20 protein-coding genes are annotated in these 24,606 nt (G+C 39.3%); 1 reads left to right on the top strand and 19 read right to left on the bottom strand.

Going from position 1 to position 24,606, the window contains the following annotated elements; genetic code table 11:
• Positions 1–71: 71 nt before the first annotated feature.
• From ACIFOT_RS15935 to ACIFOT_RS15915, 5 genes are all read right to left on the bottom strand, one after another.
• The gene (locus ACIFOT_RS15935) at positions 72–650 is read right to left on the bottom strand and encodes a polyhydroxyalkanoate biosynthesis repressor PhaR (protein ID WP_430066199.1); all 579 of its coding nucleotides are present in this window, start codon (positions 648–650) and stop codon (positions 72–74) included.
• A gap of 77 nt (positions 651–727) precedes the next feature.
• A complete protein-coding gene (locus ACIFOT_RS15930; RefSeq protein ID WP_430066197.1) occupies positions 728–2,188 on the bottom strand; it encodes an aldehyde dehydrogenase family protein in 1,461 nt (486 codons plus the stop codon).
• A gap of 17 nt (positions 2,189–2,205) precedes the next feature.
• Entirely contained in the window at positions 2,206–3,294 is a 1,089-nt protein-coding gene (locus tag ACIFOT_RS15925; protein WP_430066195.1) for a zinc-binding dehydrogenase, read from the bottom strand.
• Positions 3,295–3,366: 72 nt separating this feature from the next.
• Complete coding sequence (locus tag ACIFOT_RS15920) at positions 3,367–4,428, bottom strand: acyl-CoA dehydrogenase family protein (protein ID WP_430066194.1); 1,062 nt, start codon at positions 4,426–4,428, stop codon at positions 3,367–3,369.
• Positions 4,425–5,582: an acyl-CoA dehydrogenase family protein gene (locus tag ACIFOT_RS15915; protein ID WP_430066192.1), complete on the bottom strand. Its 1,158-nt coding sequence runs from the start codon at positions 5,580–5,582 to the stop codon at positions 4,425–4,427. The genes ACIFOT_RS15920 and ACIFOT_RS15915 overlap by 4 nt, the downstream gene beginning before the upstream one ends.
• A 395-nt stretch (positions 5,583–5,977) precedes the next feature.
• Here ACIFOT_RS15915 and ACIFOT_RS15910 point away from each other — a divergent pair, with 395 nt between their 5' ends.
• Complete coding sequence (locus ACIFOT_RS15910) at positions 5,978–8,122, top strand: sigma 54-interacting transcriptional regulator (RefSeq protein ID WP_430066190.1); 2,145 nt, start codon at positions 5,978–5,980, stop codon at positions 8,120–8,122.
• A gap of 1 nt (position 8,123) precedes the next feature.
• On the opposite strand, the gene ACIFOT_RS15905 is transcribed toward ACIFOT_RS15910, so the two are convergent.
• The 14 genes from ACIFOT_RS15905 to ACIFOT_RS15840 form a co-directional block, all read right to left on the bottom strand.
• Entirely contained in the window at positions 8,124–8,339 is a 216-nt protein-coding gene (locus tag ACIFOT_RS15905; RefSeq protein WP_430066188.1) for a hypothetical protein, read from the bottom strand.
• Positions 8,340–8,420: 81 nt separating this feature from the next.
• Positions 8,421–9,995 (bottom strand): long-chain-fatty-acid--CoA ligase, encoded by a 1,575-nt coding sequence (locus ACIFOT_RS15900; RefSeq protein ID WP_430066186.1) that lies wholly within the window; start codon positions 9,993–9,995, stop codon positions 8,421–8,423.
• 455 nt (positions 9,996–10,450) lie between these two features.
• Complete coding sequence (locus ACIFOT_RS15895) at positions 10,451–11,596, bottom strand: CaiB/BaiF CoA transferase family protein (RefSeq protein WP_430066184.1); 1,146 nt, start codon at positions 11,594–11,596, stop codon at positions 10,451–10,453.
• A 16-nt stretch (positions 11,597–11,612) separates the two neighbouring features.
• Positions 11,613–12,791: an acetyl-CoA acetyltransferase gene (locus ACIFOT_RS15890; protein ID WP_430066182.1), complete on the bottom strand. Its 1,179-nt coding sequence runs from the start codon at positions 12,789–12,791 to the stop codon at positions 11,613–11,615.
• 13 nt (positions 12,792–12,804) lie between these two features.
• Positions 12,805–14,202: an OB-fold domain-containing protein gene (locus tag ACIFOT_RS15885; RefSeq protein WP_430066180.1), complete on the bottom strand. Its 1,398-nt coding sequence runs from the start codon at positions 14,200–14,202 to the stop codon at positions 12,805–12,807.
• Between the two features lie 58 nt (positions 14,203–14,260).
• Complete coding sequence (locus ACIFOT_RS15880; RefSeq protein ID WP_430066178.1) at positions 14,261–15,700, bottom strand: AMP-binding protein; 1,440 nt, start codon at positions 15,698–15,700, stop codon at positions 14,261–14,263.
• Between the two features lie 77 nt (positions 15,701–15,777).
• Complete coding sequence (locus tag ACIFOT_RS15875; protein ID WP_430066176.1) at positions 15,778–16,689, bottom strand: SDR family NAD(P)-dependent oxidoreductase; 912 nt, start codon at positions 16,687–16,689, stop codon at positions 15,778–15,780.
• 58 nt (positions 16,690–16,747) lie between these two features.
• Positions 16,748–17,158, bottom strand: a complete 411-nt coding sequence (locus ACIFOT_RS15870) for a MaoC/PaaZ C-terminal domain-containing protein (protein WP_430066174.1) — start codon at positions 17,156–17,158, stop codon at positions 16,748–16,750.
• A 27-nt stretch (positions 17,159–17,185) separates the two neighbouring features.
• Positions 17,186–17,647 (bottom strand): FAS1-like dehydratase domain-containing protein, encoded by a 462-nt coding sequence (locus ACIFOT_RS15865; RefSeq protein WP_430066172.1) that lies wholly within the window; start codon positions 17,645–17,647, stop codon positions 17,186–17,188.
• Positions 17,648–17,702: 55 nt separating this feature from the next.
• Positions 17,703–18,893 carry an acyl-CoA dehydrogenase family protein gene (locus ACIFOT_RS15860; protein WP_430066170.1) on the bottom strand — a complete coding sequence of 397 codons (1,191 nt, stop codon included), beginning with the start codon at positions 18,891–18,893 and terminating at the stop codon, positions 17,703–17,705.
• A gap of 264 nt (positions 18,894–19,157) precedes the next feature.
• Entirely contained in the window at positions 19,158–20,222 is a 1,065-nt protein-coding gene (locus tag ACIFOT_RS15855; protein WP_430066168.1) for an alpha/beta fold hydrolase, read from the bottom strand.
• A gap of 24 nt (positions 20,223–20,246) precedes the next feature.
• The gene (locus ACIFOT_RS15850) at positions 20,247–20,822 is read right to left on the bottom strand and encodes a hypothetical protein (protein WP_430066166.1); all 576 of its coding nucleotides are present in this window, start codon (positions 20,820–20,822) and stop codon (positions 20,247–20,249) included.
• Between the two features lie 69 nt (positions 20,823–20,891).
• Positions 20,892–22,466 carry a long-chain-fatty-acid--CoA ligase gene (locus ACIFOT_RS15845; protein WP_430066165.1) on the bottom strand — a complete coding sequence of 525 codons (1,575 nt, stop codon included), beginning with the start codon at positions 22,464–22,466 and terminating at the stop codon, positions 20,892–20,894.
• A 476-nt stretch (positions 22,467–22,942) separates the two neighbouring features.
• Positions 22,943–24,517, bottom strand: a complete 1,575-nt coding sequence (locus tag ACIFOT_RS15840; protein ID WP_430066163.1) for a long-chain-fatty-acid--CoA ligase — start codon at positions 24,515–24,517, stop codon at positions 22,943–22,945.
• Between the last annotated feature and the right edge of the window lie 89 nt (positions 24,518–24,606).

The raw sequence follows: 24,606 nt of genomic DNA, 5'->3' as shown, positions 1-24,606 counted from the left end.
TGCCAAGCGCACAAAAGAAGAAAGGAGACAGGAGAAATCCCTTTCTTCTTTTCTGTTAATAGGATTATTTCTTATCCTTTTGTATTTGTCGAAACTAAATCACCGTCACGTTCATTTGGCTGCATTTCATTTTTTAACATCATATCAAAAAGACTTTTAATCTCCTCTTTTAAATTATTTATGCTTGCTAACTCATTTTTCATTTCTTGCAGTTCTAAACGGATCTTTCTCATTTCTGCTATTTCTGATTTTGTTTTGGATAGCTCATTTTTTAGCTGCTTTGTTAGATTCATAATGTCATTAGAAACTTCAACAATTCCCTCGATTTCTTTTTTAAAGGAGTTAAATGATTCCTGCAGATCTAAAATTTGTTCTTCTAACGAATCAAGTTTATCTTCAGTTTGAATAGCTAATTTTGAAATATTGACTAAGTCATTTTTAGTAGGTAAATTTAATTGACTTTCTAAAGAATCTTTATATTTATTAAACTTCTCCTGAAACAAAGCACTTGAATTTGAAGCAGAGCTTAAGAATCGAGTGAATTCACGATTATTTGTCAATAAAGAAAATATTCCATTTAGTTGTTTTTCTGTTTCAGTACTTAATTTAGATAGCATTCCATATGGATCAAATGTTCTTTGCTCTGTCATGGTAATTCCCCCTATGATGTGATTTTAGTTCGTTTTTATGTGTAAAGTCATTCATTAAAGTGACCTTGAGTTTGTAACTAGCATTTTATGGTTACGGTTTTGGTTTGGGTAAAACCGTAGATACCGGCCATTCCGCCTTCCCTGCCAATGCCGCTCTTTTTATATCCTCCAAAAGGTCGCCCTTCAGCACCGCTAGGCAAGTAATCATTAATGTATACCTGTCCAGCCTGTATTTGCTTAACCACTCGATGTGCTCGTTTAATATTACTCGTCCATATCGCTGCTGCTAAACCATACTCCGTATCATTGGCAAGATCCATGGCCTCTTCTTCTGTATCAAATGGGATAATTGACAATACGGGTCCAAAAATCTCTTCTTTAGCAATAGTCATGCTGCTAGTTACATTCTTAAAAATGGTCGGCTCGATAAAAAATCCGTTCCTAAGCTTCCCATTTGTTAATCTATTACCTCCGCACACCAATTCTGCTCCCTCTTCTTGTCCTAGCTTCACATAATGTTCAATACGACTTAATTGTTTTTCTGATACTACAGGACCGATCGTTGGATTCTCTACACCATTTCCAATCGTAACTTGTTTCAATCCTTCCGCCAATCTCTCCGTAAATGTATCAACAATGGATCTTTGAACTAGTAACCGTGTTCCTCCCGCACATACCTGTCCCGTATTGACGATAAATGCCTGGATCGCACCTGCAGTTGCTGAACGTAAATCTGCATCTTCAAAAATAATGTTAGGAGATTTCCCGCCCAATTCTAACGTTACTGGTACAATTCGTTCAGCGGCAGCCTTCATAATCGATGTACCTGTTTGAACCGATCCAGTAAAACATATCTTCCTTATTTTAGGATGATTAACTAGAGCAGCTCCAGCTTCCCTGCCATAACCGGTTACCACATTTACCACTGCAGAAGGAACACCAGCTTCTATACAAAGCGCGGCAAATTCTAATGTCGATAGTGAAGTGTTTTCGGCAACTTTGATAACAACTGAATTACCAGCAGCCAAGGCAGAAGCACAACCTCTTGTTCCAACTAATAGCGGTGAGTTCCACGGTGTAATATGAGCTGTTACACCATATGGCTCTCGTACAGAATAACTTAATTGTCTAGCAGAGCCTGGGATAACTTCACCAAAAATTTTATCTGCTGCCCCTGCACAGTACTCAAATGCACGTGCACACATCTCCAGTTCCAGTTCAGCTAAATAAAGCGGCTTTCCAACATCTACTGACTCCATATAAACAAAGTCTGCCTTATGCTTTCGTAACAAACTAGCAACGTTCATCATGATTTGACCACGTTGATAAGGCTCTAAGGCATACCATGCTTTGAAGCCTTCTTCTGCATTTTGAACAGCTCGATTGATATCTTCCTGATCCCCGCGGGCAAATGAAGCAATCTTCTCACCCGTTGAAGGGTTATACTCGTCAAAATATTGGTTATTTACTGGGTTTGTCCATTCTCCATTTATAAAATGACCGTAACTCTCTTTTATGGCGATTTTAGTTGTCAGCATTGTTTTTCCCCTCTTTCTTATTGATTAACCACAATTGTCGCTCTCGTCACTTCTCGCTTTATTGATTTATCAATAGCAGCTGCTACTTCTTCCAGTGTAAAGGCAGCATCGGTTAGTTCATTAAAGGGATATTTATTTACATTCCTTTCCAAAAATTGTAACGCCTTATAAAGATACATTGGTTCATACCCTGCGAAGGGAAGAATCTTAATCGCTTTAAGAATCAAAATAGCTGGATCAACCTCAACCTTTTGTCCTATCGAAATATTTCCCATCACAATATATTTTCCGCCATTACGAAGCAGATGAGGACCTTGAGAAAATGCTGCTGGTACACCAGCCACTTCCATTCCAAAATCTGCACCCATACCATTTGTTAGTTCACGGACCCGTTTTGTAAGCCCGCGGAGGTCTAATCCTTCCATATTAATAACGTGATCTGCTCCAAACCTTTTGGCCAGTTCCAACCGGGAGTCAACCGTGTCAATTATTATGACCTTTGCTCCTCTTTCCTTTGCCACAGCGCACGCATTTATGCCTAAACCACCAGCACCTTGAATAACTAGGGAGTCTCCTGGCTTTACATTCGCTTTATCGATAGCAGAATATACTTGGGTCAGCGCACAGTTAGCACTGGAAGCTTCTTGATTCGTGATCCCCTCTGGAACTTTGTAAAAATACTGGTCATGATGAATGTAATAATGGGTTGCGTATGTTGCGCCATGAAAATATGGGGCGATGTTTTGCTTCCCCATATACTTATTTGAATGAAGGCAGCTGGAATAAAGTCCTTGAAGACAATAACTGCAATTGTTGCATGATACGATATAGGTCGGTACTACACGGTCTCCTACATTTACAGGCTGCCCCGCATTATCCGTTGTTCTTCTTTCTCCCATTTTGACAATTCGGCCTACTACTTCATGTCCTATACCACCGCATCTTAGATGGGGAAGATTTCCTTTTGCTATATGCAAATCTGACCCACAAACATTAGTCTGCAGAACTTCGATAAGCACAGCATCAGGCTCAATAGTTTCTGGCAGATCATATTCTCTCACTTCAAATTTCAAAGGTTCCGTCATCCAAACTAATTTCCCTTTCATGTGCAATTCCTCCTGTATTAACGATCGTTTTTTAAGAATGATTGTGCACACACAAAGTTGTAAAGTTCAGTCCTAAGAGAGTACTGCAGACCAGAAGCTGTCTGCACCTTTGTCGAGTACATATTGACCCAGCTGATTTGCCCATTGGCTTTCATTGCCAAATTCTTCACGCCAAGACCATAACCGGCGGGTAAAATAATGTAGAGGGTATTCATCTGTTATTCCCATTGCACCATGGATCTGATGAGCAATCGAAGTGACTATACCAACTGCCTGACTGACTCGAATTTTTGCCATCATAATATCTTTTTCCATAAATTCGGAATTTTCCGACTCATATGCATAGATAGATGCTGTTTTGGCTGCCTCCACTTCACCAGCAAGTACGGCCAGTTGTTGTTGAATTGCCTGGAAATGGGCAATTGGCTTACCAAACTGCACTCTTTCCATTGAATAATTGACTGACATCTCTAATATTCTTTCCATTGAGCCTGCCATTAACGCCACCCGTGTCAAAGCTCCACACATATATAATGATTCTGGATGAATTTTCCCTGGTAAAGGTACAGCATCCCATGATGAAACTTGAATCTTATTCATATAGACATTGTCTCTTGGTTCGCAGCTTATACCTAACCCTTCTTGAAAGTGGCATTGACTCGAATCAATCTTGGCTATGAGAACCCCTTGTTCAGATGTTCCAATGACAATTAACTTCTTAGAATGGCGTCCAAAGGGGATGTTCTGAGCCTCCCCGGTCACTAGCCACCCTTCCTCATTTTTCTGAAAATGAAACGAATCATTCCGATTGATAGGAGCAATGGCCAATGGTCCTGCCTCGATGAACATTCCAGATTTTGATAACAGCCAATTTCCCAATAATGTTTCTGCAAGTGGCAGTGGAACTCCATACTTTCCAGCCAAATGAAGCACACAAAATGCGTCTCCTAAAGTTCCTCCAGTACCGCCAGATTCCTCTTCCACCCCTAAGGATGTAAAGCCTAATTCCTCCACAATATCCCAAAGTCCTTGTGGCCATAACCCTTTTTCAGCGTCATGTAGTAAATCTTTCGTACATCGGTCCCGAAAAACTTTTTCGGCGGTATTCATCATCATTTCACGGATATCGTTCATCGCCCAACAAGCCCCCTTGCAATAATCCCGCGCATTATTTCTGTTGTTCCTCCTCGGAGAGTAAATAATGTTGAATGAAAGAGTGCTTGTGTTAGTAATTTGGTATATTGGGTAGAGGCGGTCATAGACGGGGTGGAAGCGACCATGGATCTTGCTGCCTCTACAATATTTTGTTCAAATCTCGTACCTAAGTCTTTGACTAAAGCTGCTTCAATATGGGGATTGGCACCGTCCTCTAGGAGCATGGCCACGCCAAATGACATTTTTCTAAGTGTCCATAGCTGTGCAGTTAACTCCCCGAGAGCTATTTGAACTCTCTCATCCTGACCTTTCTCTTGTAAAACTCGTATAAGCTCTATAAGAAGTGGATACGTACTTAAATAACGTTCCGGACCACTTCGTTCATAAGCTAACTCCGTATTGGCCTGCTGCCAACCATACCCAATTCGACCGATTACCATATTATCTGGAATAAAAACATCCTCAAAAATAACCTCATTAAAATGGTGATCCCCATTCATGAAATAAATCGGACGAATAGTGATTCCCATAGAAGTCAAGTCTACAAGCAGCTGACTAAGTCCTTCGTGCTTATTTTCAGTACGTGGCGAAGTCCGGCAAAGCGTAATCATATAATGACTATGATGTGCACCGCTTGTCCAGGTTTTACTCCCGTTCAGCACCCAGCCTCCCTCCACTTTTTTCGCACTACACGAAAGCGAAGCGAGGTCAGAACCAGAATTCGGCTCACTTAACCCAACAGAGAAATAGAGTTCGCCCTTAACAATGAGCGGAATGAATTTTTGTTTTTGTTCTTCAGTTCCAAAGTGTACCAACAATGGGGCAGATTGACGATCTGCAATCCAATGAGCAGATAATGGTGTACCCGCAGCCAATAGTTCTTCAATGACAACGAATCGTTCTAATGCAGTGCGTCCATGTCCGCCATATTCCTTCGGCAAGGTCATCCCAAGCCATTTTTTCTGTGCAAGCTTTTTGGTAAACTCAGGGTTATACCCACCCATCAATGCATCGCATTCTGGTTCAAAGCTGCCAGCTTTCAATTCCTCTGCGATAAATTGACGAACCTCCTCTCTCAGTTTTTCTAAGTGCGGAGGTGATTTGACATGGGGTAATTCAATGGTTCTAGGCATTGATTTTCCTCCTTTCTAAAATCTCTATTTATCTATCATGAAGCATGCAATAACTGTGCCATAATGATCTAGATATGCTGACAATGATTAAATTAAGTAAAGCATTCTTTAAACTAATAATTTTAGACATTATTAAAACAAATAATGTCTCACTTTTCTTACAATCGTCCATAAATGAAGATAAAAAATCTCTTATTGAATACAGAAAAATATCTACCATTTTAAAAAATTAAATTTAAATTCAATTTTTTTTCCAAAAAAAAAGATTGTGTGGTATTATGACTTTAGTAAACTGTTTCGTTTTTGATACAATTAACTCTAAATTAACTATAGAATAAAAAATAATTGTCTCATTTCATATACAAATTATTAAAAAAAGACAAGGAGTTAATATTATGCAGGTAAGTGAAGCAATGAACCGAAATATTAAAACGCTTTCATTTAAGAGTACATTACGCGAGGCATTACAAATTTTTCATACAGATAAAATTGGTCTGATTCCTGTTGTCAACGCTAACAACGAGCTGCTTGGCGCCATTAGTAGATATTCCCTCTACCAGGCTTTATTAAATGACTGTTCTATAGATACATTCATTGAGGAGTACATGATTCGTGATGTTTTTACACTAAAAGAGGATAACAATGTAGTAGAAGTTTTTGATTTTTTTCAGAGGCATCAAATCTCTCATGCAATCGTTGTTTCACAATCCAACCATGTTACTGGTATTTTAGGCCAAGCCGAAATAAACAGTTTCACACTTTATAAGTATCACTCAGTTGTAAGCTCTTTAAATTCACTCAAACAAATGCATACTGGTGCTATAGCTATCGATAGACAAGGTAATATCGTTTTAATGAACCCAGCTGCGGAATCCATTTGTGGACTTTCAAGTAAATCATGCGTGGGACTACCTTTATCCGAATTTTTTCCTGAATTACAAGATATTGTTTCATCTATCGATTTTCACTCAAAGGAACCCCTTCTCCGCCAAGTGACTTTAGAAGAAAAAAAACTTGTTGTCAATTGCAATTTCCTATCTGAAGACTACTCTTGGCGTGGACTTCTTTTGATACAGGATTTTAAAGATTATGAGGCAATTGCTTCAGAACTTGAGTTAACCCAGCAATTACATTTAGCTTTACAATCTGTTATTGATAATAACTCAGATGGATACGTTTGGATCGATATAAATGGAAATATATGTATGGCAAATCAAGCGGCTTGCGATTTTATTAATATGCCTAAAGATAGATTAATAGGACAGCCTGTCCATCAAACATTTCCTGAACTACGTTTGGAAGAAATGTTAGTAGATGGGATTCAAACCAAAAATATCGAAGCCACTGCTGCTGTGCTGGGAAAGCATCACTGTATGATTAAACGGGCACAACTTCGTCGTGGAGATCAAGTGATCGGGGCCGTTGCCCACATCATTTATCGAAACTTGACCAAATGGAAATCTGTGATCAATCGATTGGATAACTTAGAGAAAGAAGTTTCCTATTATCGTACGGAACTTTCTATACTTGGAGGATTAGAGTTTGATCTTGACGATATTCTATCCAATAATTTCGCCATGACACAGCTTAAAAATTTGGCACGCCAGGCAGCTCGAGGCTTTTCCAACATTCTATTATTGGGAGAAAGCGGAACAGGTAAAGAGCTATTTGCCCGCGGTATTCACAATGCATCACGTCGACACGGAAAATTCGTAAAGGTAAATTGTGCGGCGATTCCGAATGAACTTTGGGAATCAGAGTTTTTTGGCTATGCAGAGGGTGCCTTTACTGGTGCTAAAAAAGGTGGTAAGAAAGGAAAATTTGAAGAGGCAGATAACGGTACCATTTTTCTGGATGAAATCGGCGACATGCCATTATCCATGCAGGTTAAACTGCTTCGAGTGCTGCAGGAACGGGAGTTTGAGCGGGTAGGCGGTAATCAGACGATCCGGGTAAACGTGCGAATTGTTGCTGCAACAAACAAAAACCTGGAAGAAATGGTTTCTTCAGGTGATTTTCGTGAAGATCTTTACTATCGACTGAATGTTATTCCTCTTCAAATCCCTCCATTAAGAGAACGTGCCGAAGATATACCTCTTCTAGCACAATCAATTTCAAAAAAGTTTAGCCACATGATGGGGATTGAGGAAATAACAATAAGTCGAAATGCACTTTCCCTGCTTATGGATCATCGCTGGCCAGGAAATGTTCGAGAATTAGAAAACGTCATTGAACGTGCTATGAATTGCATGGATGGGACAATGTTAGAATCAGAGCATCTACCTGATTATTTAATAACCAAAAATACAAGTCGAGAAATGGTAACAATAAATGCACTCTCAGAAGCTAGTAATATAGTTGTAAATCAAGAAAATGAGCAGAATTCTACTTTTAGGAAAAAGGTTAGTGACGCTGAAAGAGAGGCAATTGAATCTGCCTTACTAGTGGCAAACGGAAATCGTACTGCTGCTGCAAAAATACTGGGTATTAGCCGCTCACAATTCTATAAAAAAATGAAAATATTAAATATGAACGCTTAGATTAATATAAAGAAGCAGCAAAGCAAATTTTTAAAGAATAAAAATGCTTTGCTGCTTTTTTATGGCTCTTTTTTATTACGTTTTCTTTTTTAGCTATTAAAGTTTCAGATTCTGTCGGTTCTTCTGCTTTATCAGGTTTCACAAGTTGTTGAAACACTTGGTTCCATAATAATTCTTCAGTTAAAACATTTTCATCGATTGCTTTCATAGTTGTCATTTTGGTTCCTCCATTTTTCGGTTAGAAAGAAGTTATGCTTCGCTCTTGCTTAGTCATTTAATTTTCTATAATAACTTTGGGCTAGTTCACAGGCCGCCAAGACCCATTCCAATACTCTTCCTTCAACTTTCGCTTCAATACTTTTCCAGCTGCTGATTTCGGAAGTTCCTCTCTAAATTCAACCGATTTCGGTAATTTATATCCTGCTAAACTAGCTCTTGCAAATTGGATTATTTCATCTTCTGTAACGGATGCCCCCTGTTTCCTAACGATAATGGCCTTCACCGCTTCTCCCCACTTCTCATCAGGTATACCGATTACGGCAGCTTCTATAACATCTGGATGTTTATGGAGTACGTTTTCCACTTCCGTAGTATAGACATTTTCTCCACCTGTGATAATCATGTCCTTTTTCCTGTCTACAATGTAGATAAAATGATCTTCATCCATCATCGCCATATCACCCGTGTAGAACCAGCCATCCTTTATCGCAGTTGCTGTTTCTTCCGGTAAGTTCCAATAGCCTTTTGTCATATTTGGCCCTCTAAAGATCACTTCTCCTACCTGTCCTGGTCCAACTTCCATCCCATTTTCATCCACTATTCGAAGCTCCACTCCGTAGACCACTTGTCCTGCGGATCTTAATCTTCTGATACTTTTTTCCGTTCCATCGACGATATGATGTTCATGGTTTAAAACCGTCAGCGTTGGTGCCGCTTCTGTCATACCATACCCTTGTTGAAACTCAACATTAGGAAGCAATTTCATCGTTTTTTGCAATAATCCAAGTGGCATTGGGGAACCGCCGTATTGAATTTTTCTTAGTGAGCTTAAATCCTCAATATTTAATTTTGGATCATTTATGATCATATTGATCATGGTTGGGACCATCAATACGAGCGTCAGCTGATATTTTTTAATGGACTCTACTAAAGATTCTAACGTGAAGGCTTTCACCGTAGTGTTCGTCCCGCCAACTGCAATGGTTGTGAATGCCGGGCCAAACCCTGCCAGATGAAACATCGGTGCAGTGTGCAATACCCTTGATTCTTTGGTTATATTCTGAATTGCGTTCGTATTGTAAAAATAACTCATAAAATTTCGATGGGTAATCATGACACCTTTAGCCCGGCCAGTCGTTCCTCCTGTATAGAAAAGTGCGCACACATCGTTTTCCTGAACATCATCGAAATGTAGTTCTTGTGCTGTTGCACACTGATTTTTAATCATATTTTCATAGTTTTTAAGTTCCGATTCGATTGAATTATTTTCGGCTAAAATATATTGCTGCACACAAGGAGTCTTTTCACGAAGTATAGGAACGAGGTTTTTAAACTCTTTGTGTAAAAATAAAACTTTGATACCGCTGTCATTTATGACAAATTCAAGTTCCTCTGTAGAATAACGGAAATTAAGCGGGACGTGGATGGCACCTATTGCCGTACAGGCATAGAAGATTTCCATGACCCGGAAATCATTTAGCATTAATAGCCCGACACGATCCCCTTTTTTGACCCCCATCTCTACTAACGCATTCTTTAGTTTTGCTACCCGTTCACCGAACTCAAGATATGAAAATTTATTTTCATCTTCTAATATGGCCGTTTGGGTTGGATTTATTTTAATATTACGAATTAATAACTTTGTTACGATCATTCTTTATCCATCCATTTCTATTAAATTAAATTATTCTTTGAGAAAATTGTAATAATAGAAAAATTATTCCAAAAATTTAAATCAAAATACGTCCAATAGTTTAAATCTGTAGATCGTTTATCTCATGATGTGGTTTTCAATAGCATACAGACTATTTTTTTTCCCAAACTTCACACACAAATGCCACATATTCTGTCAAATAAAGCGAAATATAATAACACTATATTAATCAAACGCCTATTCTTGCTTTTTCACCTCCTGTAAACAAAATCAGCTCTAAATTTGTTTAATTCAAAATAATGATTTACGCACAAACTATGCCAAAAAAATTATCCCTCTATAATCCTGCTTTTTTAATAGTATCAATTCAACTGTGTATCTATTTTTGCACATAAAAACCATATATATGTATTATCCAGGAGAAGTGTCTTCCCCTGGATACAACGTTTTCACAACTAATCTTTTTTAAGTACTTCAGCATGTAAATCAAGATTTTGTAAAATTTCCTCCGTGTTCTTTCCGAGCTCCAGTCCGATGTGTTTATACTCAGGTGTAAATTCATTTGACTTAATCGGGCAGGCAATCTGCTTTTGATAGCCCCCCTCAGGGTTTGGGACCTCTACGACCATTTTCCGCGCAACAAGCTGCGGATGCTCGCATGCTTCTGCAAGGGAAAGTACAGGTTCTACACATGCTTCAATCTCCGCAAAAATTTCCTGCCATTCAGCAAACGTCTTTGTCAGAAACGCCTTTCGTACTATTTCCTTAAAAGTGCGGATATCATTTTTCTCCATACTTAAGCTGAGCTCAAACAAATCACCTTGCCCAATAGCATCACACAGAAGCTTCCTAAATTGAGGTTCTGCGCTTCCTACTGAGAAATAACGGCCATCCTTTGTTTCATAGTAATCGTAGAATAATCCGCCATTCAATGACGTTTCTTCTAATTGAGGGATGGCTCCGCCTGCCAAATAACCTGGACCCGAATGGGCATTTAATGCAAATGAGCAGTCCGTCATACTGATGTCAAGCCATTGTCCTTTGCCGGTTCGATCGCGATAGATGACCGCAGCCAATAGACCTATGACACTATGTAGGGAACCTCCGGCAATATCAGCGATTTGGGTTCCCGATAGTGTTGGTCCGACACTTTTTCGACCTGAGTAGCTTGCAAGCCCAGCAATGGATAAATAGTTATTATCATGCCCAGGACGATTACGGTAAGGTCCTGTTTGTCCAAATCCAGTAAGTGAACAATAAATAACCTTTGGATTTACTTCCTTTAATGCTTCATAACCCACACCCAGCCGATCCATGACACCAGGACGAAACTGTTCAATTACGATGTCATATTCTTTTACTAATTTTTTTACGATTTCCACCGATTCTGGCTTTTTTAAATCCAAGGCTAGTGCCTTCTTTGATCGATTAAGATAATCAGGTCTTAGAGAATCAATTGCATTACGTTTAACCAGATTACGTCTTGCGGGTGCTTCCACTCGCAAAACTTCAGCTCCAAGATCAGAAAGCATCATCGTCGCATAAGGTCCTGGAAGCAAAGCAGAAAAATCTAAAATCTTTAATCCCGTTAGTAATGTCAAATTCGTTCTCCACCTTTTATGATAATTCTTTTCCAACTATTGATATAAAGGATAAACAATGCCAAGGGAATCCACCGAGATTATGGGTCAGACCTATTTTCGGGTTATCCAATTGGCGTTTACCTGCTCTTCCTTGGAACTGGAGATACATTTCATAAAGCATCCGTAACCCACTGGCCCCTATTGGATGTCCAAATGACTTCAGGCCGCCGTCCGGGTTTACCGGAAGTCTGCCGTTAAGATCGAAGTCCCCATTTAACACGTCTTTCCATCCTTGTCCGCGCTCGCTAAAACCTAAATCTTCATAGATTATTAACTCTGTAGGAGTGAAGCAATCATGAACCTCCGCCATATGAATCTCGTTACGAGGATTCTTAATTCCTGCCTCTTTATAGGCAGCTTCAGCTGCTTTCATATTTTCATTGATTTGAGTAAAGTCAAATCCTTGTTTCAGTCCTCCATCATTTGGTCCGCAGACAATGGAAAGAGCTTTTACATACATAGGATCTTTCCGATATTTATGGGCATCTTCTGACCGTACAATGATGGCTGCTGCCGCACCGTCCGAGACACCTGAACAGTCCATGATACCAAGGGGGGCTGCCATGATGGGAGAATTCATAATTGTCTCCATCGAAACTTCATTTTGATATTGAGCTTTCGGATTCAACGCACCATTTTGATGGTTTTTCCAGGCAATTCGACTCAATACCTCTTTCCCTTGCTGCGGATTAACGCCATATTTATTAAAATAAGCAGGAGCAAGTAAAGAGAAAGCAGATGGGGCTGTTAACAGCGGTTCTGTTCCGTCAGTATAAGATGTGCCCCCGACAAGTCCACTATAGCCACTGTCCTTCAGTTTCTCCACACCAATGGCTAAGACAATATCATACGCTCCAGAAGCTACGGCATAACAAGCGTTACGAAATGCTTCTGATCCGGTCGCGCATTTATTCTCCACTCGTGTTATGGGAATATATTGTGTCTTTAATGCCGCTGACAACGCCGTTCCAGAATCAGCCGACCCCTTCGTACCAAACCAGGCAGCCTGGATATCTGATGGTTCAATACCTGCATCTTCAAAAGCTTCATAGGCAGCTTCGACCAATAAATCGTTTATACTTTTATCCCAATGCTCTGCAAACCTTGTACATCCCATTCCGATTACAGCAACTTTATCTCTTATGCCGCTCATATTCTTCTCCTCCTTAACGCTTCGGTCGTGCTTTCCAGAAGTAATTGTGGATTCCCCCCGCTTCATATAAACGGCGGAAGGTCATTTCTACTCCCATTCCAATTTCAATTTCTTTAGGGTCACAATCTGTCAGTTCACTAAAGATTCGTCCGCCTCCTTCAAAATCAATGACAGCCATCATCGCTGGCGGAGCTGGTGTTGCGGCAAGATAATCAACCGCGAAAGTAACAATTCCAGCATGTTTATCGATAAACGGATATGGCTCCATTTGATCCAATGTCTGGCATTCTATACAGACACGCTGCTTTGGGAATTGCGGAGTTCCGCACTTCGAACATTTAGAACCTATAAAACTGAGATTCTGCTCATAATTTCGAAACATCGCGGGAGCAGATGGTCGGGATGCAGCAGGTCTGCGTGCCGGTTCGACATTAAGCAATCCCCGCCATTTCAAATAGCGGCTGTAAGAAAGCTCATTATTTTTAATATCTTTATAACCGCTAATTCCTTTGCGTTTTGGTAAATGGGTAATGGCCTCAGTTACTTCAAGGAGAATGATATTTACTCCATCTGCAAAATCGATTACTAGAATTCGATCTTTTGGTTTTGCCGCTTCAAGTGCTGATACCAGCATCATCGGTGCATGTGCGCAGCCCGCAGCACCAACTTGATCATACAGTGGATCTTGAATTTGTTCTTTCTGGAGCCCTAATCTACCTGCTAATTGCAGACTCGCTTTTTTCCCAGGCCCGGAAATGATTGCTTTTGAAATCGAATTTGGAGAAATGTCATGGTTTTCCGCAAATTCAGATATCGCTTTCAAGACATGGTTCATAAAGATAGTTAGTCCAAACCGCTCTTCCCAGTTTTGCGTAAAAGGATCCTGTTGAGAACGCCATTCAGATACTAATTCCTCCTGATAGCTTGCTGTTCCAACGATATCAGCTATTGTCTGATCACCACTTCCTACCAAGAAGGCTGCCGCACCATCCCCGAAAAATTGTTCATTCTGACCGCTTGGCCCCCCAATTCGAATATCGGAAGCGATGACAAGCGTTTTTTCATTTTCTTGAGCGGACAGAATAGCGGAAGTGCCTCCATTTAATGAATGAGCAGATTCTAATCTATGCAAGTTGTTTTTTAGATTAAGCGCTCTTGAAATGGTAGGAATAGATGACTTTTCCTTGTAGGGGGCACTTGTAGTAGCAAAATAAAGCGCTTGAACATTCTTCTCATTTAATCCAGATAAACAATCTAATGCAGCCTCTACCCCCATCGACACACTGTCCTCGTCAAAGCCTGCTACAGCACGTTCACCGCCAGCCCCCGAGGAGCCAAAGAATTCTTTAATTTTTTGTCGTTGTAATCGGTTATAGGGTATATAGGCTCCGTATGAAAGAATTCCTTTCATAACAATCCCTCCTTTGTCTCATTTCAAAATTGCCTCAAAAAATTTTTTTATCCATCTTTTATGTTCCTTTAGAGTTCATCAAGGCCGCTGCTGACCTCTTATGATCTTCTTCAATCAATTTACGGCGTAGAATTTTCCCTACTTGGGTTTTCGGTAATTCCTCTCTAAATTCGATAATACGGGGAACCTTATAACGTGTGATTCTTACACAGCACCACTCGATTATTTCTTCTGTTGAAACATGTTCACCCTCTTTTAAGACGATAACCGCCTTTACATTTTCACCACGAACTCCATCTGGCACCCCATACACACATACTTCCTGCAGGGCAGGATGCTGGTACATTACCTGTTCCACCTCCGCCGGATAGATATTAAAGCCGCCTGAGATGATCATTTCTTTTACACGTCCATTGATGTACAAAAGGCCATTTTTATCCATCATGCCGATATCACCCGTATAAAACCATCCTTCCCGAATAGCATCGGCTGTTTCTGATGGTTGTTTCCAGTATCCCTTCATAATCTGCGGTCCCTTAATGGCCACTTCCCCAGATTTTCCGGGCGGTAAATCCGTTTCTCGGCTTGTGAGATCAACAATTTTTATATCCGTTAGAGGGGAAGGCAATCCTACACTTCCAGCTTGTCTATTTCTTGGATCCTGGATGGCAGCCGCAAAAGCAGTAGCTTCCGTCATCCCATACGCTTCTATAACGAAGGCTCCAGACTTCTTCTCGAATTCGTTAATCACTTCCACTGGCATAGGAGCAGCACCAGAAGCTCCTAATTTAATACAGGTTAAATCGTCATCTTTAAGGTCCGGATTGCGTAACAAGCCAATAAACATCGTGGGACTTCCTGTATACACAGTCGGTCTATATTTCCTTATCAAATCTAAAGCCTGGGTCGCCTTAAAGTTGGGAATGGCAATATAGGTAGTTGCAAAATATACGGATCGATTCAAAGCCCCTAAGCCCATGGCATGATAGACGGGAGAGGTCCCTAACACCCGCTCATTTCCTGGCTCCAGAATTCCTTTTACCAACTCAGCATATTGAAATGTATTTACAATTTTATTGTAATGAGTAATCATAGCACCTTTTGGAAACCCCGTTGTTCCCCCTGTATACTGAAGGACAGAAATTCTCTCCTTTGGGTCAAAATCCATCGGTGGAATTTCTCCCTCCCCTTCCACAATCCATTGAAATAGGTGCTCTCCTTGGTCCTTGGAACCAGTAGCAAAAATAACGGTGAGGTTATCCAGAAGCTGTATTTTTTCTAGCATTTGTTTCTGTTCTTGATGACAAATAATCCACTTCGCCTCAGAACTCCGTAAAATATGATCTAACTCCATAACCTGAAACATTGGATTGGTTGGTACCACAATTCCACCTAAACGCTGGATTGCATAATAAGAAAATTGGAAAACTGACCAATTTGGAATTTCGATTTCATAGGAGAACGCTTCTGGGTATAAAGATTTCCAATTTCGATTCATTAAATCTACTCCTCTATACCTTTATAACAAGGGGAAGGGGAAGGGAGTCAGCTTCCTTCCCCCTGTTATATTAGAATTTACACTAATGGCTCATATGGGAACACTTCCGAACTTGTTTCTAGTGGAGTAAAGCTCGCTTTAAAGGAATCCTTTAAGGTAGACAAGCCTTCTACAGTCCACCCTTCTGGATTGTAAGCTGTACGGACAGGACGCGGTTGTGAGAATAGAATAATTTCTTTCCCTCTTACACCAAAAATTTGATTTGATACGTCAGCCGCGTCATCAGATGCCAAATAGGCTGCCAGTGTAGCAATATAATCAGGAGACATTTTTTTCATCTTTTCAACTGCCTTTCTTTGGTGATCATTCTCAGTTGGAACTGTTCCGATCAATCTGCTCCAAGCCCACGGTGCAATGGCGTTAGCGGTTACATTATAGCGTGCCATATCCATTGCTGTTGATTTTGTAAGTCCTAAAATACCTAACTTTGCTGCTGCGTAATTGGCTTGTCCAAGATTTCCAATCAATCCTGCAGTAGAAACAAAGTTAATGAATCTCCCGCTTTTTTGTTCCTTAAAATGAGGAACCGCAGCTCTTGTAATGTTAAACGAACCTTTTAAATGAACAGCAATCACAGCATCCCATTCTTCCTCTGACATTTTGAAGAGCATTCGATCTCTCAAAATTCCAGCGTTATTGACAACAATATCCAGTTTTCCAAAACTTTCAATCGCTGCGTTAACAATTTTTTCACCATTTGCAAATTCGGTAATGGAATCATGGCTGGCAACCGCTTCCCCGCCGAAATCTTGAATCTCTTTAACTACTAGATCCGAAACGGCTACATCACAGCCAGAACCATCTGGCTCGGATCCTAAGTCATTGACAACCACTTTCGCTCCTTCTTTTGCAAGAGTCAGGGCAATTGCGCGTCCAATGCCACGGCCTGCTCCAGTTACGATTGCTACTTTGTTTTGTAAACTACTCATCTTATATTCCTCCAATTAATTATTATTTCGAGCACTATTCTTGTGTACGGTACAAAAACTATACTGCTTTGGAAGGAAGAGTCGCTTCGAATATTCCGGCAACTTTTACCTCCCCTGAAGCATTTTGTGCAAGCACTTCCCCCACAACTCTATTGCCTTCTCTTTTCTCAAGGATTTTTCCAGTTACTTGAATTTCCTCACCCGGGAGTGTCATCTTTCGGAAGCGGACGGAAATTTTATTTACGTATTTTCTCGGAATCCAAGTGGTGACTCCCTGTGAGGCCATTCCCATAATTAGCATCCCATGGGCGATAATTCCAGTTCCTGCTTGTTTCCCGACCTCCTCAATCGTATGGAGCGGGTTAAAATCACCAGATGCCCCCGCGAATTTTACTAGCTGTAAACGAGTAATTGCATCTTTATAAATGGTTGGAAACGAAAATCCTTCTTCTAGCTCTTCAAAAAACATGGTATTTCCCCTTTCAATCACAAATTATTAATGGCGATGTACCAAAGTATTTCTTGCAAAGGCAACTAATTTTCCATATTGATTGGTATATTGATTTTCAAAGGTAATGAGATCCATGCTGCCACTGCCACCTGTCTTAACGACTACATCTACTACTTTACTGGTAACAGTCAGGGTGTCACCCGCATAGATTTCACCCAGGAACTCATATTCTTGCTCACCATGGAGAATTTTTGCAGGATTAATTCCTTTTAGTACTTCCTTTTTTTCCTCAAAGCCATATCCGCCAAAATTATCGATTGGCTGCAAACCTGTAAGCGGGAGCGGAATCCCTTCATACCCTGCTTGCTGAGCTGCTTCAAGGCTGCGGTAAATAGGATTTGGGTCACCTATTGCCTTAACTAATTCCAGGATTTTACCTTTTTCTACTTCAAAACGATATGGTTTAAATTCAACTCCAACTAAATCTTTGACACTGGATGAACTCATCTGTAACACCTCTTTGCATTATAAATATTTAGAATAGTAATGATCGATATCCCTATCAAAGGCCCATATTTTTTGCAATAATGGTTTTCATAATCTCATTAGAACCCGCAACAATTGGCATAACTGCGGAATCACGATAACGCCTAGCGATATCATATTCTTCCATGAATCCATAGCCGCCATGGAGCTGTAAGCAGCGAGCGGACATTCGTCTTGTCATATCGGTAATCCACCATTTGGCCATTGCTACTTCCGTATCAACAGGCTCATCCTTAAAATGACGAATGGATAGATCCTCGACAAATGTTCGGGCTAATGATATTTCCGTAGCCATTTCCGCGATTTCAAATTGGGTATTTTGAAAGGAACTAATGGGTTTTCCAAATGCTTTTCTTTCTTTCACATAGTTTATCGTCTGCTTCAACATCTCTTCAGCTACAGTTACAGCTGAGCCCGCAACCATTAATCGTTCCTGCCGTAATTTATTCATCAAATAATAGAAGCCCTTTCCTTCTTCTCCCAATAAATTAGAAACCGGCACCCGTACATCTTCAAAGATTAATTCAGCCGTATCCTGACTATGTCTCCCCAATTTTTTCAACTTGCGTCCACGGGAAAACCCGGGGGTATCAGTATCAACTAAAATAATACTAATTCCTTTGTGAGCTGGTACTGCATTGGGATCTGTTTTAACAGCCAGGAAAATTAACTCAGCGTTAAAACCATTGGTAATAAAGGTTTTTGCTCCATTGATGATATAGTGGTCTCCATCTTTTACGGCTCTAGTAGACATGCTAGCCAAATCGGACCCTGAACCTGGTTCTGTCATGGCTACTGCAGTAATGATTTCCCCAGAAACACATTTTGGCAAATACTTCTGTTTCAATTCCTCTGAACCAAAATGTTCTAAATAAGGCACTACGATACCGTTATGTAAGGCTGCTCCCCCAAGGCCTCCGCCAACTCGAAGCAGTTCCTCCATCAAAACAAAATTAAAACCAAAATCAAGTCCCAGTCCGCCATACTTTGGATCCACTTGCGGGCAAAGAAATCCTTGTTCCCCTAATTTGTAATAGAATTCTCGTGGTACGATTCCTTCTTCTTCCCACTGTTCAAAATATGGAACAGCCTCTTTTTCAAGAAATTTTTGAAGCGATGTACGAAACATTTCATGCTCTTGGGTGTAAAATTTATTCTTTTTCTTAAAAAAATCCATCGATGGTTTATTTGTTGATGCAGTTGACATAGTCTAGTCCCTCCTTTTATAAAATTTATAAAATTTTAAATCATCTATATATTTGCAATTATCATGCCAAAAATAAAAAATTCATCATCACTTACACTTGGTCATTTTGTATCTTCAAGTTGTATCCAATGAAAGACATCGATGTATACAACAACACAACTCGTCTCCAATTTCGGACAACAAAAAGGAGCAAGGCTATTGCCCTCCTCCTTTTTGTTATTGTGAAAGAAACTTTCTTCCAACAATCATTCTTCTTTTATACAATCATTCTGAACGATGACTCAGCCAAGGGGAAATAATATGAGCTAATTTACCAGAGATCGCTAAATTAGTATGTCCTCCCTCAACAAGTTGATATGTTTTATCTTCGCTTGAAACCAGATCCATGATTGGTCTGCTTTGTTCTTCAAGGACGATGGTATCATTTTTTGCCGAAACAACTAATAAGCTTGCATTGATATTTTTTAGATTGGCTTTTTTTCCACGAACAGAAAACTCGCCTCTTATCAGCTTATTTTCTTTAATAAAATCATTATTTAATTGACGTAGAGCTTCACCAGACATTGGAATCTGGTCATTTGTCCAATAATTAATTCGATGCCATTTTTCTACAAACCGTTTATCATGTGCACGATTTAACAGCGCTGCATATGGACTAAGTATTACGTATTGACCCATACAGGATTTAAACATTTTGTCGATATAGTCTGCAGGAATTAACCCATAGACATCTATCATTCGATCCAAATTTAATGAATCATTTTTTATCGCATCCATCCATGCTTCTGGTAAAATAGTTACGCCAAAATCAAGGGGAACAGTAATGAGCACCAAGTTTTTAATTGGTTCCTCTGCAATGGAAGCGTAAATAGAGGCTAGAATTCCCCCAAAACAATACCCTACTACTGAAATTTCATCTGCACCTGAATGTCGTAAAGTGCGACGCACTGCTTTTTTAATGTAATCTTCAATGTAATCTTCAATATTAATATCTTTATCTTCATACCCAGGAACACCTAAGTCTAAAAAATATACATCGTAACCCGAATTTACAAAATTCCCAAATACACTCGTTCCTGGTGCCAGATCAAAAACATGTGGTTTTCCGATAAGCGAGGGAATAAAAAAGATTGGAATATTGTATTTCTTTTCAACTGCTGGATAATGCCATAGTGTTGCTTTATTTTTTTTCCAAACTGCTTGCTTGGGCGTATTATTAAAATTTGGCTTGGGTTGATGTACAATCTTTAAAAATCCCTGCCAGCGCTGCTTCTCTTTTTCAAAATCATAGATTTCAGGTCCATGATTACTTAAGATTTTGGTTAACATATATATATCTCCTCGTGTTTGTGATTATACTAGCTTGGTAGACCGTTCCAAATATCTATGGAATGGAAAGATCACATTTTTTATTTGGTTTCTCACTGTGTTTAAGAGTTCCAATTGGTGAGATTGGATACTATTTGCTGTACCTTTTATGTTATTTACAAAAAGATTTCTATTGTTTCGTCTGAATTCAATATATTTTTCTAACCCGTTAATAATATTTTCTGGATTACTAACATTCATTAATTTCTCAAAAGGAGTGTTTATGAATTCTGATGCTTTATTCCATAGATGATCAAAGCTATCATTAATTTCTTCATAGGATTTAAAGGGAACTAATGCTTGTAAGCCCGTTGTAGAAGTTAATACTTCTACTCTTGAAGTTTTTTCCAGATGGCGAAGTTCTTTAGAAAATTGTTGTGTGATTTCAATTAAGTTATTTTGATTTTGTTTTACATTTTTCGCCAACTGCTTTGCTGATTTAAGAAGAATTTCCTCACGACTATTTTCACGTTCAATCCAAGAATCCACTTGTTGAAAAGCATGTTTCCATAATAATTCTTTACTTGAAATATTCTCTTCGATTACTTTCTTTTTTGTCATTTTTTATTTCCTCCATTGTCTAATAAAAAGAAGCAAAGCTTCATTCTTTTTTATTTATTTGACCTTGGACTAATTCACAAGGCGCCAAGTCCCATTCCAGTACTCTTCCTTCAATTTACGTTTCAATATTTTCCCGGCTGTAGATTTAGGAAGCTCATCTCTAAAGTCAATCGATTTCGGTAATTTAAATCCTGATAAACTAGCTCTTGCGAATTGGATAATCTCATTTTCTATTACGGCAGATCCCGGTTTTCTGACGATAATCGCCTTAACCGCTTCTCCCCACTTCTCATCGGGTACACCGATTACTGTAGCCTCTAATACATCCGGATGTTTATGGAGTACGTTTTCCACTTCAGTGGAATACACATTTTCCCCGCCTGTGATAATCATGTCCTTTTTCCGATCGACAATGTAGATAAAATGATTTTCATCCATCATGGCCATATCACCTGTGTGAAACCAGCCATCTTTTATCGATGCAGCAGTTTCTTCTGGTAAATTCCAATAGCCACTTGTCATATTTGGACCTCGGAAAATCACTTCCCCAACCTGTTCAGGACCTACATCCTTCCCATTTTCGTCTACGATTCGAAGCTCCACTCCGTAAACTACTTGTCCTGCCGATCTCAATCTTCTGATACTCTTTTCCGTACCGTCGACGATATGATGTTCATGGTTTAAAATCGTCAGTGCTGGCGCCGCTTCTGTCATTCCATACCCTTGTTGAAACTCAACATTAGGAAGCAATTCCATCGTTTTTTGCAATAAATCAAGGGGCATTGGGGAACCGCCATATTGAATTTTTCTTAGTGAGCTTAAATCATCAATATTTAATTTTGGATCATTTATGATCATATTGACCATGGTAGGAACCATCAATACGAAAGTCAGCTGATATTTTTTAATCGATTCTACTAAAGAATCTAACGTGAAGGTTCTCACGGTAGTGTTGGTCCCGCCAGTTGCAAGGGTCGTGAATGCCGGCCCAAACCCTGCCAGATGAAACATCGGAGCTGTATGCAACACCCTTGATTCTTTGGTTATATTCTGTATCGAGTGAGTAGTATAAAAGTAAGTCATAAAATTTCGATGAGTAATTATGACGCCTTTAGCTCGTCCAGTTGTTCCGCCTGTATAGAAAAGTGCGCACACATCGTTTTCCTGAACACCATCGAAATGAAGTTCATGTGCTGTTGCACACTGATTTTTAATGAGATTTTCATAGTTTTTAAGTTCTGAATTAATTGAATGATTTTCCGCCAAAATATATTGCTGCACACACGGAGTCTTTTCACGCAGTAAAGGAACTAGATTACTATACTCCTTGTGTAAAAATAAAAATTTGATACCGCTATCATTTAGTACAAATTCAAGTTCCTCTGTAGAATAACGGAAATTAAGAGGGACATGGATTGCTCCAATTGCTGTACAGGCGTAGAAGATTTCCATTACCCGGAAATCATTTAGCATTAATAGTCCCACTCGATCCCCTTTTTGGACACCCATTTCTACTAACGCTATCTTTAGTTTTGCTACCCGTTCACCGAACTCAAGATAAGAAAATTTATTTTCATCTTCTAAAATAGCCGTTTGGGTTGGATTTATTTTAATATTGCGAATTAATAACTTTGTTACAATCATTCTTCAACCATCCATTTCTAGTAAATTTAAATTATGCTTTGAAAGAAAATAGTAATAACAGAAAATATTCCGAACATTCAAATTAAAATACATCCAATTGTTTAAATCTGTAGAAAGCTGTTTATTTCATGTTGTGGTTCCCTATAGCATACAGACTATTCTTTCCCCAAACTTCTTCCCACACTAATGCCACAGATTCCGCCAAATGAAGTAAAGACAATATCACTAGATTGATTAAACGCAAATTCTTGTCCACATTCACCCCTTCACCAACACCTGCTATAAAGTTTTCCAAATCAAAATAATGATACTACGCGTATTATTTATGCAAGAACCATGCCAAAAAAATCCCCTCTTAAAATACAGGATATTTTGGACCATAAACGGAGGAGTGTATCCATATGTAAACACTAATAAAAACAAAAGCGTCTACATATAGATACATTTCAAGACCATTCCCCCTCTTTCAAAAGCTTCTAGTTCACCATACGTGAGCTTCCTTGCCAATATTGCTCACGTAAGGTCCGTTTTAAAATCTTTCCTGAGGCAGTTTTCGGAAGTTCATCTACAAACTTAACAAATTTAGGAACTTTGTAATTTGCCAATCTTGGTCTTATGAATTCAATTATCTCTTTTTCCGTAAGTGTGCTATTCGCCTTTTTGACAACAATGGCCGTGACCGCCTCACCCCACTTTTCATCGGGTATCCCTATTAGCGCTGTCTCCAGAACATCCGGAAGTTTGTAGATGACATCTTCGACTTCTTGGGAATACACATTCTCACCGCCGGAAATGATCATGTCTTTCTTTCTGTCAACAATATAAATGTAATGATCATCATCAATTGTGGCCATGTCACCTGTATGATACCAGCCGTCCTTTATAACTTTTGCGGTCTCTTCAGGTAATTTCCAATAGCCTTTCATAATATTTCGGCCCTTTATTACTATTTCACCTATTTGACCAGTCTTCATAGAATTACCATTTTCATCTACTACCTTTAGCTCGACTCCTAGAATGGCTCGGCCACAAGACCTTAATTTTCTTTCGTCTTTTTCATTTGCAAACAACTTATGATCCTCATAGCTTAAATACGCGACCCCGCAGGCTTCCGTCATGCCAAATCCTTGTGCAAATTGAACATCAGGCAGCATTCTCATCGCTTTTTGTAATAAGGCAAGTGACATTGGAGAAGCACCATAACCAATTCGATTTAATGAGCTGATATCATGCTGATGAAACCCTAGATCGTTTAAAACCATATTGAGCATGGTAGGAACCAGCATGGCCATGGTCACTTTAAATGTTTCTACTGTTTCAAAAAATATTTTTGGAGTGAAACTCCTAATAATAGTTTGTGTTCCTCCAACCATTACTAGATTGATAGCAGAGGCACCAGTCGCAAGGTGAAACATCGGAGCACTGTGCAAAAAGTTTGTCTCATGGGTAAATCCAACATGATTGATGGTTTGAAAGTAATTACTAAAAATATTCCTGTGAGTGAACATGACACCTTTGGAACGGCCAGTCGTTCCTCCCGTATAGAAAATACCTGCCAGGTCTTCTTCAGTCACATCATCATAATCAAGTTCAAATGAAGTTCCATTTTCCTTTGCGATCATATTTTCATAGGAAACCAGTTCTGACTCGATTTCCATATCTTCTGCCAAAATATACTTTTCAATTGAAGGCGTATTTACACCTAATGACTGAACCAACGGCAAAAATTCTCGATGTAAAAACAATACCTTTATTCCTGAATCATTCATCACATATTCGAGTTCATCTATAGAAAAACGGTAATTTAGTGGTACGTAAATAGCTCCTATCGCTGTACATGCGAAAAAAATTTCTATGTAACGGAAATTATTGAGCATTAAGAGTCCAACCCGGTCCCCTTTTCGGACACCCATTTCTTTTAATACTTTTTTTAACCTTGCTGTTCGCTCGGCAAGCTGGCTATACGTAAACGCGTGCCCATTTTCTAATATGGCTGTATGGGAAGGCCTAATTTTTGCAGTATAAATCAATCCTTTAGTTAAAATCATCATTCTTTCCCCCTGACAAATAATCAAAGAGTCTCCATAAAGTTTGGAGACTCATACCTATAAAAATAAATCTATAAATAAACCGTGATTAA

Source organism: Neobacillus sp. NRS-1170, assembly GCF_050468025.1.
The sequence above is the reverse complement of the archived record's forward strand: the minus strand, read 5'-3'. Positions and strand labels throughout refer to the sequence as shown.